Annotated in this window: 15 protein-coding genes; 8 read left to right on the forward strand and 7 right to left on the reverse strand. The window is 49.5% G+C overall.

Annotated elements, in window-relative coordinates; translation table 11 throughout:
• Nucleotides 1-28: 28 nt before the first annotated feature.
• Nucleotides 29-223: a hypothetical protein gene (locus VB712_RS05165; protein WP_416236256.1), complete on the reverse strand. Its 195-nt coding sequence runs from the start codon at nucleotides 221-223 to the stop codon at nucleotides 29-31.
• A gap of 313 nt (nucleotides 224-536) precedes the next feature.
• On the opposite strand from VB712_RS05165, the gene VB712_RS05170 reads away from it, so the two are divergent.
• The 5 genes from VB712_RS05170 to VB712_RS05190 all read left to right on the forward strand — a co-directional run bounded on the left by VB712_RS05170 (nucleotide 537) and on the right by VB712_RS05190 (nucleotide 6373).
• The gene (locus tag VB712_RS05170) at nucleotides 537-1412 is read left to right on the forward strand and encodes a Tab2/Atab2 family RNA-binding protein (RefSeq protein ID WP_323252820.1); all 876 of its coding nucleotides are present in this window, start codon (nucleotides 537-539) and stop codon (nucleotides 1410-1412) included.
• A 383-nt stretch (nucleotides 1413-1795) separates the two neighbouring features.
• Nucleotides 1796-2824, forward strand: coding sequence for a chlorophyll a/b binding light-harvesting protein (locus tag VB712_RS05175; protein WP_323252821.1), 1029 nt, complete (start codon nucleotides 1796-1798; stop codon nucleotides 2822-2824).
• Nucleotides 2825-2938: 114 nt separating this feature from the next.
• Nucleotides 2939-3454 (forward strand): flavodoxin FldA, encoded by a 516-nt coding sequence (gene fldA / locus VB712_RS05180; protein WP_416236257.1) that lies wholly within the window; start codon nucleotides 2939-2941, stop codon nucleotides 3452-3454.
• Nucleotides 3455-3521: 67 nt separating this feature from the next.
• Nucleotides 3522-4265 (forward strand): alpha/beta hydrolase, encoded by a 744-nt coding sequence (locus tag VB712_RS05185; protein WP_323252825.1) that lies wholly within the window; start codon nucleotides 3522-3524, stop codon nucleotides 4263-4265.
• 161 nt (nucleotides 4266-4426) lie between these two features.
• Nucleotides 4427-6373, forward strand: coding sequence for an ATP-binding protein (locus VB712_RS05190; RefSeq protein WP_323252827.1), 1947 nt, complete (start codon nucleotides 4427-4429; stop codon nucleotides 6371-6373).
• A 1-nt stretch (nucleotide 6374) separates the two neighbouring features.
• Here VB712_RS05190 and polA read toward each other — a convergent pair whose 3' ends face one another.
• The 5 genes from polA to mgtE form a co-directional block, all read right to left on the reverse strand.
• Nucleotides 6375-9230 carry a DNA polymerase I gene (gene polA, locus VB712_RS05195; protein ID WP_323252829.1) on the reverse strand — a complete coding sequence of 952 codons (2856 nt, stop codon included), beginning with the start codon at nucleotides 9228-9230 and terminating at the stop codon, nucleotides 6375-6377.
• Nucleotides 9231-9409: 179 nt separating this feature from the next.
• Nucleotides 9410-9604: a hypothetical protein gene (locus tag VB712_RS05200; protein ID WP_323252831.1), complete on the reverse strand. Its 195-nt coding sequence runs from the start codon at nucleotides 9602-9604 to the stop codon at nucleotides 9410-9412.
• Nucleotides 9605-9685: 81 nt separating this feature from the next.
• Complete coding sequence (locus VB712_RS05205) at nucleotides 9686-10543, reverse strand: Uma2 family endonuclease (protein WP_323252833.1); 858 nt, start codon at nucleotides 10541-10543, stop codon at nucleotides 9686-9688.
• 26 nt (nucleotides 10544-10569) lie between these two features.
• Nucleotides 10570-11928: a cytochrome P450 gene (locus tag VB712_RS05210; RefSeq protein ID WP_323252834.1), complete on the reverse strand. Its 1359-nt coding sequence runs from the start codon at nucleotides 11926-11928 to the stop codon at nucleotides 10570-10572.
• A gap of 9 nt (nucleotides 11929-11937) precedes the next feature.
• Nucleotides 11938-13323, reverse strand: a complete 1386-nt coding sequence (gene mgtE / locus VB712_RS05215) for a magnesium transporter (protein ID WP_323252836.1) — start codon at nucleotides 13321-13323, stop codon at nucleotides 11938-11940.
• A 187-nt stretch (nucleotides 13324-13510) separates the two neighbouring features.
• Here mgtE and VB712_RS05220 point away from each other — a divergent pair, with 187 nt between their 5' ends.
• The 3 genes from VB712_RS05220 to VB712_RS05230 are packed head-to-tail and all read left to right on the forward strand — an operon-like array spanning nucleotide 13511 to nucleotide 15598.
• Entirely contained in the window at nucleotides 13511-14185 is a 675-nt protein-coding gene (locus tag VB712_RS05220) for a TIGR00266 family protein (protein ID WP_323252838.1), read from the forward strand.
• A gap of 5 nt (nucleotides 14186-14190) precedes the next feature.
• Entirely contained in the window at nucleotides 14191-14865 is a 675-nt protein-coding gene (locus VB712_RS05225; protein WP_323252840.1) for a TIGR00266 family protein, read from the forward strand.
• A gap of 25 nt (nucleotides 14866-14890) precedes the next feature.
• Nucleotides 14891-15598, forward strand: a complete 708-nt coding sequence (locus VB712_RS05230) for a TIGR00266 family protein (protein WP_323252842.1) — start codon at nucleotides 14891-14893, stop codon at nucleotides 15596-15598.
• Here VB712_RS05230 and VB712_RS05235 read toward each other — a convergent pair.
• Nucleotides 15595-16518 carry a ribonuclease D gene (locus VB712_RS05235; RefSeq protein ID WP_323252844.1) on the reverse strand — a complete coding sequence of 308 codons (924 nt, stop codon included), beginning with the start codon at nucleotides 16516-16518 and terminating at the stop codon, nucleotides 15595-15597. The two genes, VB712_RS05230 and VB712_RS05235, sit on opposite strands and share 4 nt — an antisense overlap.
• Nucleotides 16519-16529 lie beyond the last annotated feature (11 nt).

Below are 16529 nucleotides of genomic sequence, written 5' to 3' on the forward strand. Positions count from 1 at the left end.
AGAGCAGTAGCGTGACAGGAAAGGCGGATTAGGCGATCGCCACCCGGCCCCGTTGTACCGAGCGCAGCAGGCGATTCACGGCCCGCCGTTCTTCTTCATCTAAATTGTCATCGAGGACTGCCGCCATTAAACCGAAGCGATCTGAGAGGGTGAGGCGGTGGCTGTCAGCAACATCAGCGAGGATAGCGGAGATTGCGCCGGGGAGGAGTTGGAGGTCGTACATCATGGTGCTTAGGGGTTTTGCTCTCGATACCCTTATCATCGCTGTTTTTTCTCTGGGGCAAGGTGATGACATGGCTCTCTCTCTGTGAATCTACCCACTGTGTAACCCGATCTGCATCCGCTGAATCTGTGATAACCGTCACCCCATTGCCGAGGCATGGAGAGCAATCCGAGATCCTGTCCTCAAACCTCAGCCCTTTGGCGGTCAAAATTCACCCTTTGGCTGATCCCCCCAACCTTCGGGAAAACCGTATCCTTACGTCTGTCCTTTAAAATGGAGCCTTAGGCAAAAAATTTTAGTTTTAACAGGCAACATGGGCAAAACAATTTGGGAACTGGATTTTTATTCGCGGCCCATCTTTGATGAAAATCGGAAAAAACGTTGGGAAGTGCTGATCTGTGAAAGTCCCGGTGATGTGCGGCGATCGCCCGATACCCTGTTTCGCTTTAGTCGCTTCACGGATCACGGTTCCGTTAATTCCGCTTGGTTGAAGGAAGCCATTGAGGAGGCGATCGCCCAGGCCCCCGCCTCTCCCCAAAAAATCCGCTTTTTCCGGCGGCAAATGAACAACATGATCATCAAGGCCTGTGATGATGCCGGGATTCCCGTCGCCGCCAGTCGCCGCACCTATGCCCTCCAGCAGTGGATCACGGAACGGATGACGGCAGTTTACCCCCAAGAAGCGGGCTATGACCCCGATGCAGCCCAAGCGGCGAGTGTTCAATACCCGGCCATGAATGCCATTGCCCTCCCCGATGCGGTGCGGGGGGATAAAGCGGATCGGTGGGCGATCGTCTCTCTCCCCGCTGCGGATTTCCAAGAAATGCCCGATTGGGACATTAGTTTTGGCGAGGCTTTTCCCCTAGAAATGATGGATGTCACGCCGGATTTGGTGATTCCGGGTTTGATTGTGTTTTCTCCTCGAGCGTTACCCTTGGCGGGTTGGCTGTCGGGGTTAGAGTTGGGCTATCTCCATTTAGAAATGAAGCCTGTGCCTCGGATTTGGTTGGAAACGGGGGCCAGTGACAGTTGGATTTTGGCGGATCTGAAAACACCCCAAACGGTGAAGGAGGGGGAGGATTTTGAATCGGCGAAGGGGCGGGCGAGGGGGGTGCATTTCCTGGCAATCCAAGATCCGAAGGCGACAGAAGCGTTTGCAGGGTTCTGGTTATTGAGCAAGCAAGATTAAACGCTATAACCATCCGCTTTGATTCCTGAAACTTCCGACTCCCCTCTCCCAGGGTTTGGGGGGTTGGGGGTGAAGGCTTGCCATTGATCTAGATCGCTCTAGCATTCCCTTGTCGTAAGCTTGGGGAATGTCAAGCTTTTTTATAAAAATTAATATTTTTAGTTAATGCAACTAATTCTCAATAGTTGTGCTAGAGTATTTTTTACATTCTTCTTGAGAACTAGTCTCAATAAGTTAAGGGATCGCTGCCTTCAGCGTTGTAGTTCATTGCCCCTAGCCCAGGGGCGATCGCCTCTGGGCTAGGGTTTTTCACCCAAAACCACAAAAGCGAGAGAGATCTCTCTCCAAATAAAAAAGAAATACTCTCATTAAGGACAAAAACCGTGCAAACCTACGATCAACCCCATATCCATTACGACTGGTGGGCCGGCAACGCCCGCTTTGCCAACCTCTCCGGGCTATTTGTCGCCGCCCATGTGGCCCAAGCCGCCCTAATCACCTTTTGGGCCGGCAGCTTCACCCTCTTTGAAATCTCCCACTTCGATCCCCTCCAACCCATGGGAGAACAGGGTTTAATTCTCCTGCCCCACCTCGCCACCCTCGGCTGGGGTTTGGGGGAAGGCGGCCAAATCGTTGACACCTATCCCTACTTCGTCGTCGGCATCATTCACCTGATTGCCTCCGGTGTTTTAGGAGCAGGAACCCTCTTCCACACCCTCCGCGCCCCCAAAGATCTTGATGAAGCCACAGGCTCCGCCCGTCGCTTTCATTTTCGCTGGGATGATGCCCCTAAATTAGGTCTCATTCTCGGCCATCACCTCCTCTTTTTAGGATTGGGTGCTTTACTCCTTGCCGGTAAAGCCCTGTATTGGGGCGGTCTTTACGATGCTACCACCCAGACCGTGCGCTTAATTACCGAACCCACCCTCAATCCTGGGGTGATCTACGGCTATCAAACCCATTTCGCCAGCATTACCAGCCTTGAAGATCTCGTTGGCGGTCATATTTATGTGGGCTTGATGCTCATCGGCGGCGGCATTTGGCACATTCTCATTCCACCGATGAAATGGGCAAAATCAGCCCTGATTTTCTCCGGCGAAGCGATCTTATCCTACTCCCTCGGGGGAATTGCCCTAGCGGGATTTGTGGCAGCCTATTTCTGTGCCGTCAACACCTTAGCCTATCCCCCAGAATTCTATGGCCCACCCCTTGAATTAAAATTTGGCATCGCCCCTTACTTTGCCGATACCGTGAGCCTTCCCTATGGTGAACATACCTCCCGCGCTTGGCTGGCTAATGCCCATTTCTTCCTTGCTTTCTTCTTCCTACAAGGCCATCTCTGGCACGCCCTCCGCGCCCTCGGCTTTGACTTCAAACGAGTAGAACGCGCTTTTAGTTCTCTCGAATCCTAACCTTAAAACCTTTCTGTTCTTGATTATTCTCCTCTCTAGCAACGGGGATTTAGTTATCGTTACATTCACTAAATCCCTTTGCTTTTTCTTCATCTTTTCTTGAAACTAATCACCATGGCTAACATTGCACTCTTTTACGGAACCCAAACCGGCAACACCCAAACCATCGCTGAATCGATTCAATCTGCGTTAGGTGGAGACTCAGTAGTAGAAGTTTTTGATATTGCCGATGCTGATATCAGCGATTTTGAAAATCACCAATATATTATTATTGGTTGCCCTACTTGGAATGTGGGTGAGCTACAAAGTGATTGGGATGGCTTTTATGAAGAAGAGCTAGACAAAATTGATTTTACGGGTAAAAAAGTCGCCTATTTTGGCGTAGGGGATCAAGTGGGCTATCCCGATAATTTCCAAGATGCCATCGGCATTTTAGAAGCAAAAATCACGGAGCTTGGCGGCAAAACTGTTGGTACTTGGCCCACCGCAGGCTATGAATTTGATGAATCCAAAGCCGTTAAAAATGGTAAATTTGTCGGGCTTGCCCTTGATGAAGACAATCAATCTGAACTCACCGATGAACGGATTAAAACTTGGGTGCAGATGCTAAAAGCTGAATTTGGACTCTAATCACTCCCGCACTCATTCCCCTATTTTAAGGGATTAAAAACCCATTAGTTTGAACTGTAAACTGCTTATGTCACGTCCCGTTGATGCCGTTTGGCTAAATGTTAGTCCTGCATTGCAACTGTTTGATCGTCCCCTCTTACGACTGCTCTCTCAGCAATATCAAATTGCCCGCTGGGAATATCAGCAGGATCTCGATGAAGCCAATTCCTTAACCTTGGCGATCGCCCTCCTCCATGATTACTTGCAATCCTGCCCTGAACCCGTTCATCTGCTCGGCCATGGCACAGGGGGCTTGCTAGCTTTGCTCTACACCCGATATTATCCTGAGCGAGTACGGTCATTAACACTGCTTTCCGTCGGTGCTCATCCAGCCGTAGACTGGCAAGCCCATTATTATGCTTTGGCAAAATTTTTGCACTGTAGCCGTGCCATGATTCTTGGCCAAATGGTGCAAAATTTATTTGGGCAACAACCTTTTTCTAAGGTCAAGTCGTTAATGCAAATTTTGGAAGAGGATCTGCTTAATTCCCTTTCACCCCATAGTTTATTTAAACGTTGCATGATTCCCCCCGGTGGAGTGGATGTGCCTCTTATGGTTTGTGGTGGATTGGAAGATGTAATTATTGATCCCCATCATTTTCAAAGTTGGCATCATTACTTTAAACCCAGCGATCGCCTTTGGCTCTGCCCCCACGGCCGCTACTTTTTCCATCAACAACACCCAGAATTAACGGCATCTCAGGTGTTAGATTTTTGGCAACCGATGCAAGCAAACTTACAGGATGATGCATTACTGATGACCTTGGCCTAAAACATCCTATTTTTGAATTGATTGACCTTTTAATTCAAAAATAGGGTATAATAAAATACAAATCTTCCCTTTGCTCATTTTCATGGTGCATAACATAAGAGCAGGGAAGATTGACGTATTTCCACATAGTGTTCTTGGTTAAGTTTGAAAGTTAAAGCACCATGCTCAAAATTTCCCTAAAAACATTGAGGAAAAGTCACATCCCACGTTTGAATTGTTTTCCAGTCTGGCTTATGCTGACCCTAGGCATAGGTCTAGGCGCAAGCACATCTTTTTTAATTTATCGCTGGGAAAGTATCAGAATTCAGGAAAACTTAAGCCATCAATCTCGTGCAATTCGTAATGTCTTTCAAAGTAACTTAAACCAAACTGAGCAGTTAGCGCGATCTCTGGCGGCAATTTATAGTCTTTATCCAGAACTTAATGACAAACAATTTGAAGCTATAGCCAATCAAATTTTTCGAGATCAAAGCGTCGTTGAATATATTGGCTTCTCAATGATAAATTCAAAGAGAACAGACTCATTTGATCTTGAAAATAAAATTATTTATCCACCATTTTTAGAATCACGGTGGCTCACATTTCCTCATCTAGAGGACTGGAAACGTCAATGGGCTATTGAAAAAGCATCACAAACCGGAGTTGTTTCGACCACAATCACCACCTTACCCCAGCAGGATGGTGAAAAATCAGGATTCATTACCTATATTCCAGTTTATCAAGATCCATTATCTACCCTTTCTATTGATCAGCTTTCTGAAAAGTTCATCGGTGTTGCCCATATGACCTTTTCTATTTCAGACCTGTTTGCCGATGTGATTAAACAAACTCAAGCTAATAGTTTCAATATTTATCTGTATGAGCTACCCATTGACCAAGTTGAATCAGGATTGCAAAAAACAAGGGTTTCTATTGCTGAACGACTGCTGTTTAATTATCCTGATGATCTTCACATTGCTAATCAAGGAGATTTAACGAAAAAATGCCCCATTGAAAATAAAATCATTAAATGCCTGGAAAGTTTATCTTGGAATGATGTCGAAATGACGCTATTAATCTTGCCTCAATCATCATTACCTCAAGACCATTGGCGTTCTTTAACCTTTTTTCTAGTTAGTATTAGCATCACGGGTTTATCCTCATGGTATTTACTAGATAGTGCCAAACATCGACAACAACAAGCCCGCTTAATTACTGAGTTAAACTTATCTAAACAAGAGCTAAAGGGTCAAAAGCAAGAGCTTCAAGAACTCCTAGAGCAGCTTTTAGAAACTCAATCTCAACTGATCCATGCAGAAAAAATGTCGGGGTTGGGTGAAATGGCGGCAGGCATTGCCCATGAAGTGAATAATCCCATTAATTTTATTTCTGGAAATCTTGACTATGCACTGCAATACAGTCAAGACTTACTAGATTTAATTAATTTATATCGTTATTATTTTCCGCAACATTTACCTGTAATTGAGAAAAGAATTGCCGATATTGAATTCGATTTTATTGCCCTTGATTTCCCCCGTGTGATTCAATCCATGCAATCTGGGGTGAAGCGGGTTCAAAATATTATTCAATCCATGCGATCATTTTCACGTGTTGATGAAGCAGCTTATAAATTTGTTGATATTCATGAAGGTCTTGAAAGCACATTAATGATTCTCAATCATCGAATTTTTAACGTTAATCAATATGCTTGCATTGAAATTCACAAAAAATATGCTAATCTCCCTGAGATTGAATGTTATCCTAGCCAACTGAATCAAGTTTTTATGAATATCTTGAGTAATGGTATTGATGCGATTCATGAGGCGATCGCCCAGGCTGAACCCCCATGGCAACCGATGATTAGAATTACGACAGAGATTGTTGATAATCATTGGTGTGTGATCACCATTGCCGATAATGGTAATGGCATTCCTGAAGATATCAAGTCCAAAATTTTTAATCCTTTTTTTACCACCAAAGCGATTGGCAAAGGAACAGGTTTAGGATTGTCCATCAGTTATAAAATTATCACCGAGTTTCATCACGGTCAGCTTTTATGTGAATCCAGACCAGGAGCAGGAACCACATTCACAATTAAGATTCCTACAACCCTCAATCGCATCGGCTAAATTATTTCGCTTCCATCCAGTTTTCACCGGCATGAATATCTATCTGCAAGGGTACGGTTAGGTTAACGGCGGTTTCCATGACATCACAAATTTTGGGTTTTAAGAATTTCCATTCTTCCGGAGGCATTTCCAGCAATAATTCATCATGGACTTGTAATAAAATTTGGGCTTGATAGTCTTTGAGAATTTCATGAATTTTGACCATTGCTACTTTAATAATATCGGCGCTAGAGCCTTGGATGGGGGCATTGGCGGCGGCCCGCAATAGTTGGGAATCTCCTAAAGATAATCCTTTGATTTGATCTAAATCAATAGATTGGGGATCATGACCTTGTAATTTGAGGAGGGGGCGATCGCTAAAATTAAAATAACGCCGTCGTCCTAAAATTGTTTCCACATAACCAAGGGCGATCGCTCGCCGTTTTTGGGTTTCCAAATAATCAAAAACCTGGGGATAGCGGGAGCGGTAGCGTTCAATAAATTTCTTGCCCTCCTCTGGACTGACCCCCGCCTCACGGGCAAACCGTTGCGCCCCCATGCCATAGATCACGCCAAAATTAATCGTCTTCCCTAACCGCCGCTGCTCCGGTGTCACGTCATCCTGCTCAAATAAGAGCCGTGCCGTTACTGCATGGACATCTTCCCCCTGCTGATAGGCAGCTAATAAAATTGGTTCCTGGCTTAAATGGGCCAGAATTCGTAACTCAATTTGGGAATAATCAGCACTCACTAAAAGCCAACCCTTACGGGGTAAAAAGGCTTGACGAATTTGCCGAGAAAATTCGCTGCGGATGGGGATATTTTGGAGGTTGGGGTTGGAGGAAGAAAGGCGGCCTGTGGTGGTGACGGCTTGGTTAAAATCAGTATGGAGACGGTTACTTTTAGAGTTCACTAACGCCGGTAACGCATCTACATAGGTTGATTTGAGTTTAGCTAAGGTGCGATGTTCTAAAATGCAATCAATAACGGGATGATCCCCTTGGAGTTTTTCTAAGGTAGCGTGGTCGGTGGAGTAACCCGTTTTGATTTTACGGCTTTTTTTGGGATTTAATCCCAATGTGTTAAAAAATAGCTCACTTAATTGTTTGGGGGAACTGAGATTAAAGGTTTGGCCGGCATGATCATAGGCGGCCTGTTCAATACGGGCTAATTCGGTGGCGAGATGCTGCGAAAGTTCCTGTAAATAGGGTTGATTGATGCGAATTCCTGCGGTTTCCATCGCCGCTAACACCGGCTCTAGGGGGATTTCTACCGTGTTAAATAGGGTTTCAAGATTGGGGATTTTCGCTAATTCAGCCTTTAAGGGTGCTACCAGATGATAGGTGGCGTAGACATCTAAGCCGCAATAAAGGGCGATCTGTTCAATGGGTTGATCCGCAATGGTTTCCCCTTTGGGAATTTTTAAATCTTGGTAATGGTAGGCGGTAATGTCAGTAAGATAGCGATCGCATAGATCGGTTAAATTGTGGCTGGCTTCCGGGCGGATCACATAGCTGGCCAACATCGTATCAAAGACAACTCCGGCTAGATCAATACCGTGATGGTGGAGGATCAGGCGGTCATATTTAGCATTTTGCAAAACTTTGGGATAAGTGGGGCTGGTAAGGAGGGGGGCGAGGTGCGATCGCACCATTTCCCAGGGCAATTGCGCCCCCCTTTGATGGGCGATGGGAATATAGGCCACTTGATCCGGCTCTGGCCCCCAACAGCAGCCTATCCCCACTAAGGCGGCGGTGTGGGTATCGAGTCCCGTGGTTTCCGTATCCCAGGCGGTGGGGATCGCGGTGCAAGTCTCCAGTGTGGCGATGAGGTTAGTGAGCTTGGCTATGGTGTCAATAATTTGCGGGCTAATCGGGGCTGGCTCCGGGGTTTGGGCCGCTACTGTGTCCTCCGGTGTAAAAAACCAAGTATCCTCTGCTTCCTTGGCTTCTGCTGCTCCCAGTGGGGGAGGCGCAGGATTGCCAAAGGTTTGGGCCAACTCCCCAAACTGTTTCACTAATTGGTTCAATTCCAACCGTTCGAGGTGGGGGATAATCACTTCCCGATCCAACGGTTTAACCGCCAATTTTGCCAAATCCCAATCTTTTAAGGGGACATTTTGTTCGATCTGGGCTAACTGTTGAGAACGGAGAGCTTGGGGGCGATCGCGCTCCAATTTATCCCGCAATGTCCCTTTAATCCGGGGCAAATGGTCATAGACTCCCGTTAAGGTTTGATAATCGGTTAACAGTTTTAACGCCGTTTTTTCGCCAATCCCCTGCACACCGGGAATATTATCAGAAGCATCCCCACAAAGGGCTTTAAAATCCACCACTTGATCGGGCCGTACCCCCATTTTTGCCACCACCTGAGCAGCGTGATATTCCGTGGCCCCTGCTAAATTGCTGCGATTGAGGCGGTCAAAATAGAGGATGCTGATGGGGGCCGCATCATCAACCAGTTGAAAGAGGTCGCGATCGCCCGTGAGGATTTTCACCCCTTCCTGGGCATACTGCCGCGCCAAGGTTCCTAAAATATCATCCGCCTCATACCCCGCTTGGGTGATCACGGGAATCCCCATCACGCCTAACAGGGCCTGAAGATTTTCCAGATCCGGTAAAAAATCCGCTGGGGCTGGCTTGCGGGTGGCTTTGTATTGGGGATCGAGTTCGTGGCGGAACGTCGGTTCTTTGCGGTCAAAGGCGATGGCCAAATAATCCGGGCGATGGGCCGCCATGGTGGCAAACAGGGCTTTGAGAAAGCCGAAACAGACATTCGTGGGAATGCCTGTGGAGGTTTTTAAACCACCCTCCCGCCCTTTGGCAAAGGCGTAGTAGGAGCGAAAGGCGAGGCCGTGGCCATCAATGAGCAGAAGCATGGGTCAAGGGGATCCATCGGGGGGCGTTTTCCATCCTAGGCGATCGCGACCCTCAACCGGATCGCCTCCTTGATCGAGAATCCGGTTGTCAAATCGATGGGCGTGGGGGCGAAAAATTTTTCGCCCCTACAATTACCTATAGCCTTGCACTCTCTGAACTAAGCGGATTTCATCATCAACTAGCCCTCAACTTGGTCAATCCAACCGAGGCATTTTCGCCAGACTTCCAGTTCCGATTTCCATTTTTCCATTTCAATGCGCAGACGGGTGGGGTCTCCCACGTAGGTATCGAGGATGCACTTGCGCCGCTCGATTTTGGTTTCGAGGGTGGTGGTTTCTTGGGCGATCGCGCTTTGAATCTCGGCTAGTTTCATGGTGGCTAACTAAGCAGGGCAGGGGTGAGCAACGGGCTGAAATCACATCACAGAATACCATCAAAGCCTTCGGTTTGCGGCCTAAGGTTTGATTTCCTCCAGATGGGATCGAACTAAATCTAGGGGTAGGGAGAGGATGGGGGCGATCGCCTCTGCCTCTAAACCCATCGCCGCAAGGGGAGCAATGGCATTGAATTGGGCCGCAAGGACGCGCTCACGTTCCTGTTCGGCCCGCTCACGCTCCTGTTCGGCCCGCTCACGCTCCTGTTCAGCCCGCTCACGCTCCTGTTCGGCCCGCTCACGCTCCTGTTCGGCCCGCTCTGCTCGCTCCTGTTGAAAGGCTGCTTGAGCCAGTGCTAACTTTTGGGAGGTACTCATCTCCACATAACTGGCAAACCGTTCCCCCGTGGGAGTATACAGTTGCAATTCTCCTTCAGCCGTTAACTTAAACCGCACCCCTAACCGGGGACTCACCCAATTCTCCATGACGGGAATCACCACTAATCCCCCCCCTGCTTCCCGCAGCCAACCCTTGAGCAGAACGCGGTCGGGATCAAAGAGGTAATATTCTTCGACATGGTGGCGATCGTAAAATGCCAGCTTTGTCTGTTGTAATTCCTTAATGCTATTACTCGGTGAGGCAATCTCAAACACCACTTGTGGCCCAATACCTCCCTCTTCCCATTGTTTATAGGAACCCCGATAACCCTTGGGCCGACCAAACACCACCATCGTATCGGGAGCCACCCGTACCTGATTATTCCCCTCAATGGGATACCACAGCAGATCCCCTGCTACAAAAACGTTGGGATCATCGGCAAAGAGGGCATCTAACCCCCCTTGGATTGTGGTGATGTAATGGAATTGCAGTGTGTTGTCTGACAAGGGATTGCCGTCGTTTTCGGGATAGTCAATCTGGGGGTGGACAGAGGTAATCATAGAACAAAAAGGCTATAAACTTGCTTTTAGGTTAGCACAGGCTTTTTAGGGCTGATTTCCTCCGCTGGCCGTTCTAGCCAAATCCCTCCCTTGGGGACAAAGGTAATGCCTCGCCGCTGGGGTTGAATGGGGCCTTGGGGATGGAGCGTAAAACCGGGTTGCTGTAACAATGTGCCGAGGATGAGTTGCATTTCAAACCGCGAAAATGCTGCCCCAATACAACCCCGATGGCCGCCACCAAAGGGGAAATATTCAAAGGCGGTGAATTTGCGATCGCAAAACCGTTCTGGTTGAAAAACGAGGGGATTAGGATAGGTCGCATTGAGGCGATGGGCGAGGTAAATACAGGGGATTAAAATTGTGCCGGGATCACAGTGATAATTTCCTAAGGAATAGGCTGTTTTCACAATACGAGGCTGAGAGATCAAAGCAATGGGATAAATCCGCAGGGTTTCCTGACAGACAGCGTTTAAATAGGGCAAATTTGCTAACGTTAAAGGATCAGCCCCCTCCACTTCTGCCTGTAATTGGGCCAGCCTTTCCTCCTCGCAGTAACTCCAATAAATCGCCCAAGCCAAAGAAGAAGCGGTCGTCTCATGACCCAAGAGCAAGAGCGTCATTAACTGATCCCGCAATTCCTGATCCGTTAAGCCTTCCCCCTGTTCATCTTGGGCTGCTAGTAACAGGCTTAAAATATCTTCCCCCCCTGGGCCCGCCGTCCGTCGCTCGGCAATTTCTGCATAAACGAGGCGATCAATGGCCGCCCGTTGACGGAGAAAATGCCCCCAAGGACTCCAAGGCCCCCAATCCTGTTGCAAGGGGGGGAAAAAGAAGAAACTCGAATAGACGGTTTGGGTGATGTCATCCAATAATCGACTAATCCGTTGATTGAGTTCTTCATAGCGTGGCCCCAATGCCAAACCAAAAACTACCCGCAGGATAATTTTAAGGGTGATTTCTGCGAGATAAGGGCGCAGTTCTACGGGTTGGCCGCTGGGAATTTTTGCTAGAGTTTCTTGGGTAATGGAGATGATGAGATCAGCGTAGGTTTTGAGGCGATCGCCATGGAGGGGCGGCATTAATAACTTCCGTTGGCGCAAATGTTCAGCCCCATCAAGCATGATCAACGATTGCGGCCCCGTCAACGGCCGAAAGACATGGGTGACTTTACCCAAGGCAAAGGTATCAAGGGGGGCAGTAAAAATGCCCTGCACCAAATCCGGTTCCCCCACAAAGACCACCGGGGGCGAATTCGGCCCCAATACCCGTGTTGTAAACGTTGCCCCATACTGTTGTTGGCAGCGATCAAAAAAGGTAATTGGGTCGGCAACCAAGGTTAAGGTTTGCCATAAGCCCGGCTGTTTTGGCCCTGAGGGTAGATTCATCACAATCACCTATAAATCTAATAAAATGCGGGCAATGGAGAGGTAGAGGGCCACCCCTAAAACATCAACCACGGTGGTAATAAAAGGTGCAGACATCAGGGCGGGATCAAACTTCATCGCTTTAAACAGAAACGGCAAACCGGAGCCAGCCACCGCCGCCAAGATCGAGATGGCAAAAAGACTCAAACCCACCGAGATCGCCACCATTAAATCCCCTTGAAGGATGTAGGCCCAACCCGTCACCGCCACCCCGAGCATTAAGCCCAAGAGCGTACCGGCGATCGCCTCGCGTCCCACAATCGGCAACACCTCCCGCATCGAAACACTTTCCGTATTTAACCCGCGAATCACCACCGTTGAAGACTGCGCCCCCACATTCCCCCCCGCCCCAATCAACAGGGGGATAAAAGCCATCAAAGACACCACACTCTCCAGGACATCCTCCTGAGCACGGATCACGCCACTGGTGGCCGTGTTCGTCACCAGCAGCACCAACAGCCACACCACCCGTTTTCGCGCCACCGTTAACAAATTGGTTTGGAAATAATCATCTCCCCCCGACTGCACCCCCCCTAAGGTGTAGATATCCTCCGTCGCTTCCCGCTCCAAAATATCAATCACATCATCGACGGTGATAATCCCCACCAGGCGCGATTCAGAATCAATCACCGGCAACGCCAAAAAATCATAGTGCTGGATCATCCGCGCCACCTCTTCTTGATCGGTATCCGTATGGGCGGCGATCACATCGCGGGTCATAATATCGCGGATAATTTGTTCCGGTGTTGCAGCGAGGATCATCCGTAACGACACTGTGCCGGTGAGATGGCGGGAGGCATCGGTGACGTAGAGGGTGTAAATCGTTTCGAGATCATTGGCAACGGGGCGTAATCGGGCCAGGGCTTGGGAGACGGTCAATTCCTCCTTGAGGGAAATATATTCCGTCGTCATCACCCGGCCAGCGGTTTCCGATTTATACCCCAGGAGGCGGGCTGTGGCCTGGCGTTCTTGATCACTCAAATGGAGGAGATATTTCCGCACCACCTTAGCGGGGAGTTCATCAAAGAGCCGCGCCCGGTCATCGGGGGACATTTGATCAACAATTTCTAAGACTTCTGGCAGTTTAAATTCCTCTAATAAATCCTCCTGCACAGAAGGATCAAGATGTTCATAAACCTCGATCGCCTCATCCTTCCCCAATAACCGAAAGGCAATCACCTGGGATTTATCGGGCAATTCCTCAATCACATCCGCCACATCCGCTGGCTGCACCGGCTGTAACAACGCCTTCGCTGCGTCAAATTGCCCTTGCTCCAAGTAATTCACCAGGCGCGATCGCACCTCCTCTTGAAGCTCACTACGGGATTGTTGGGGGTTTGTCGCGTTCCAGGTCATGGCAATGTTCCTCCTAAGGTTTGAGCAAGGGGAGGCAGGGCCCGTTAAGCCTAACCCTGATGAGTCTACCAATTCGCGGGGATGCACGGCCCGGCCGATCATTAATTTTGTGCAAGAGAGAGGGGGATTAATCGCCATTGTGCGGTACAACGGGGGAAGCCTAATCTGATTTTGAGGAGACAAAGCGGTGAACTACGAGATCCGCTACAAGCCTGCCTTTGCCGCCATTTTTATCACCCTAGAGCCAGGGGAGCGGATCACCGCCGAAGCCGGAGCCATGGCCAGCATGGATGCGGGCCTGACGATGACCACGCAATTTATGGGGGGGTTGATTCCCGCCTGTTTACGATCCTGGTTTGGGGGTGAAAGTCTCTTCACCAATACGTTCATCAACCGCACCAGCGAGGCGAAAACCCTGGTGTTGAGCCAAGGGATGATTGGCGATATTGAAGTGCTGCAATTGGGGGGCGAACAAGCCGCCCTTTGTTTGGAAGGGGGGGCCTATATTGCCAGCACCGCCCGCATTGACCTCTCGATGCGTTGGGCTGGGTTTAACAGTTGGCTAGCGGGGGAGGGGTTGTTTAAATTGCTGGTGACGAGTAAGGGGCGCGGATTGGTGTTTTTTGGCGGCTATGGCGGCCTGACCCGGCGGCAGGTGACGGGAGATTTTATCGTTGATTCGGGGCATTTGGTGGCCTATGAGCCAAGTATTGGCCTCAATGTCCGCTTTGCCAAGGGGATTTTAGGCTCCCTCACTTCCGGGGAAGGGATGGTCAATCACCTCAAGGGCAACGGCATGATTTATCTGCAATCCCGCAGTATTGATGGTTTTGTACAATTTTTACGGCGGAAAATTCGCTAGGGATTATGGAGATTGAATTACTACATCAACCGGATAGTGCGATCGCCAAGGTTCACCTCGCCCCAGGGGAAGAATTAATCGCCCAAGCGGGGGCCATGGTGGCGATGAGTAGCCACATCACCCCCAGCACCAGCCTCCATCGCGGCAAAGGGGGCAGCCTCATGGGGGCAGTGGGTCGGATGTTGGCAGGACAATCCTTATTTTTAAGTGTGTTTCGCACCGCAACCCCGGCGGAAATTTTCCTCGCCCCCAAACTGATGGGGGATCTCTTGGTTTGTGAGCTAGCGGACAGTAACCTTGTGGTTCAGTCCGGTTCCTACCTCGCCAGCGCCAGCACCGTTAACCTTGATTTAGGGTTCCAAGGCTTAAAATCCGTCTTCTCCGGCGAGGGCCTCTTTTGGCTCGACCTCAGCGGCATGGGTCCAGTGCTGCTCACCTCCTTTGGTGGGATTTACACAATCCCCGTCCATGGGGAATATATTGTGGACACGGGCCATATTGTCGCCTTTGACAAAAGCCTCAACTTTTCCATTGATAAAGCCGGGGATAGTTGGCTTGGCTCGTTTCTCGGCGGTGAGGGCTTAGTCTGTCGCTTCCAAGGTCAGGGCAATGTTTATTGCCAAACCCATAACAACTATGCCCTCCGTCGCCAAGTGGGAAGCAAACTCAGCACCCGTTAAGTCCTCATCTTTACCCGAAAAACCTATGGCTGCTCACGACGAATACCGTTACACCATTGAGCATTCCCCCGCCTATGCTTCCCTGATTGTCAATCTCAAGCCCAATCAAACCGTGGTGGTGGAAGCCAGCGCCATGGCGGCAATGGATAGTTGCATTCAGATGGAAACGAAAGTCCGGGGTGGAGCAATGCAGGGGCTAAAACGAATGCTCGGCGGAGAATCGCTGTTTATGAACGAATTTACCGCCCAAGGTCAAGGGGGGCAATTGTATGTCTCTCCCGCTGTGCCGGGGGATATCCAGCATTATCGTCTAGGGGGGGGTCACGATAGTTTAATGGTGCAGTCCTCTGGCTTTGTGGCCGCTAGCCCCACGGTGAATGTGGACAGTCAGTTTCAGGGGTTGAGGGGGTTTTTTAGTGGGGAGTCGCTGTTTTTATTGCGGCTGACCGGGGAGGGATCGGTATGGTTTAGTTCCTATGGGGGAATTGTGGAAATTCCCGTCGAGGGGAGTTATGTGGTGGATACGGGCTACATTGTCGCCTTTGAGGAGTCCCTGAGTTATCACGTTGAAATGCTGGGGGGATTGTCCTGGCGGGGGATCCGCACAGGACTTTTAGGGGGAGATGGTTTGGTCTGTCGTTTTCAAGGCCGGGGCCGGCTGTGGATTCAGTCCCGCAATTTATACAATTTGGTGAATTTTCTCCGTCCGATGCAAACCAGCAGCAGCAGTTAAAAGGGGACATCCTCCTCATCTTTGGCAATTTTGAGGGAGATTGACTCCCTCAGGGATTCTTCAATGGGGAGCAGATCCCAAACGGGTTTGAGTGATTTTTGCCATTCCTGCGTGAGCTTGATCGGTAAATTGGGAGGGGGCAGTTGATGGGTTTGGGTGATGGCGAGGAGATCAGCAAAGGAGATTTTGTACTCGGTGGTGGTCGTTTTTTGATAGCGTACCCCGTTGCAATGCGTGGATTGTTGGGCGGCCATGGCCTGCTTGAGGCGGTCTTTAATGCTCTCGTATTCTGCTTTCACCGCTTCATATTTGAGGCTGATTTGTCGATAGGCTAGGGTGAGGGCATCTAAATCTTCCTGGGCGGGATCGCGGCTGAGTGATGGGGCTTGGGCTTGTCGCTTCAGTAAGGCTTGATGAATTTGCGGTAGCACAATCACATCTAGGGCGGCGTATTCTTTCTGGGCTGTGGTGAGGGGCCGTTGTCCCCAATCACCGCCCTGCTCGGTTTTGTCGAGGGAGAGATTGCAGAGATGGGCAGCGAGGGTATTGAGTTTGTGGTTATCCACGGGAAGCAGTGATGGTGGGATCGCTTTGGCGATTTTCAGCGTGCAGGTGATGTTTTCGGCGCGGGTTTTGTCGAGAAAGCGCAGGTCGTAGCTGGCATTGTGAAAGACTTTTTCGATCTGGGGATTGGCGATAATTGTGGTAATAAAGGTTTCAATCAAATCCGGCTGATCTAAAACATCGAGGAGAAAAACCTGAGCGGCATCCCCCCCTGGATCCGTTTGGGCTTGGATCAGGGCGATGCGACGGTTTTTGCTGCGATAGGCGGCGGTTTCGGTGTCGAGCCAGAGGATGGGAAAACGGGCTAAATGGGCGATCGCCTCCCGAATTTTTCCCGCATGGGTTAAATATTGCACGGCATTTCCCT

It is taken from the genome of Spirulina sp. CCNP1310 (assembly GCF_034932185.1).
GTDB lineage: Bacteria > Cyanobacteriota > Cyanobacteriia > Cyanobacteriales > Spirulinaceae > Spirulina.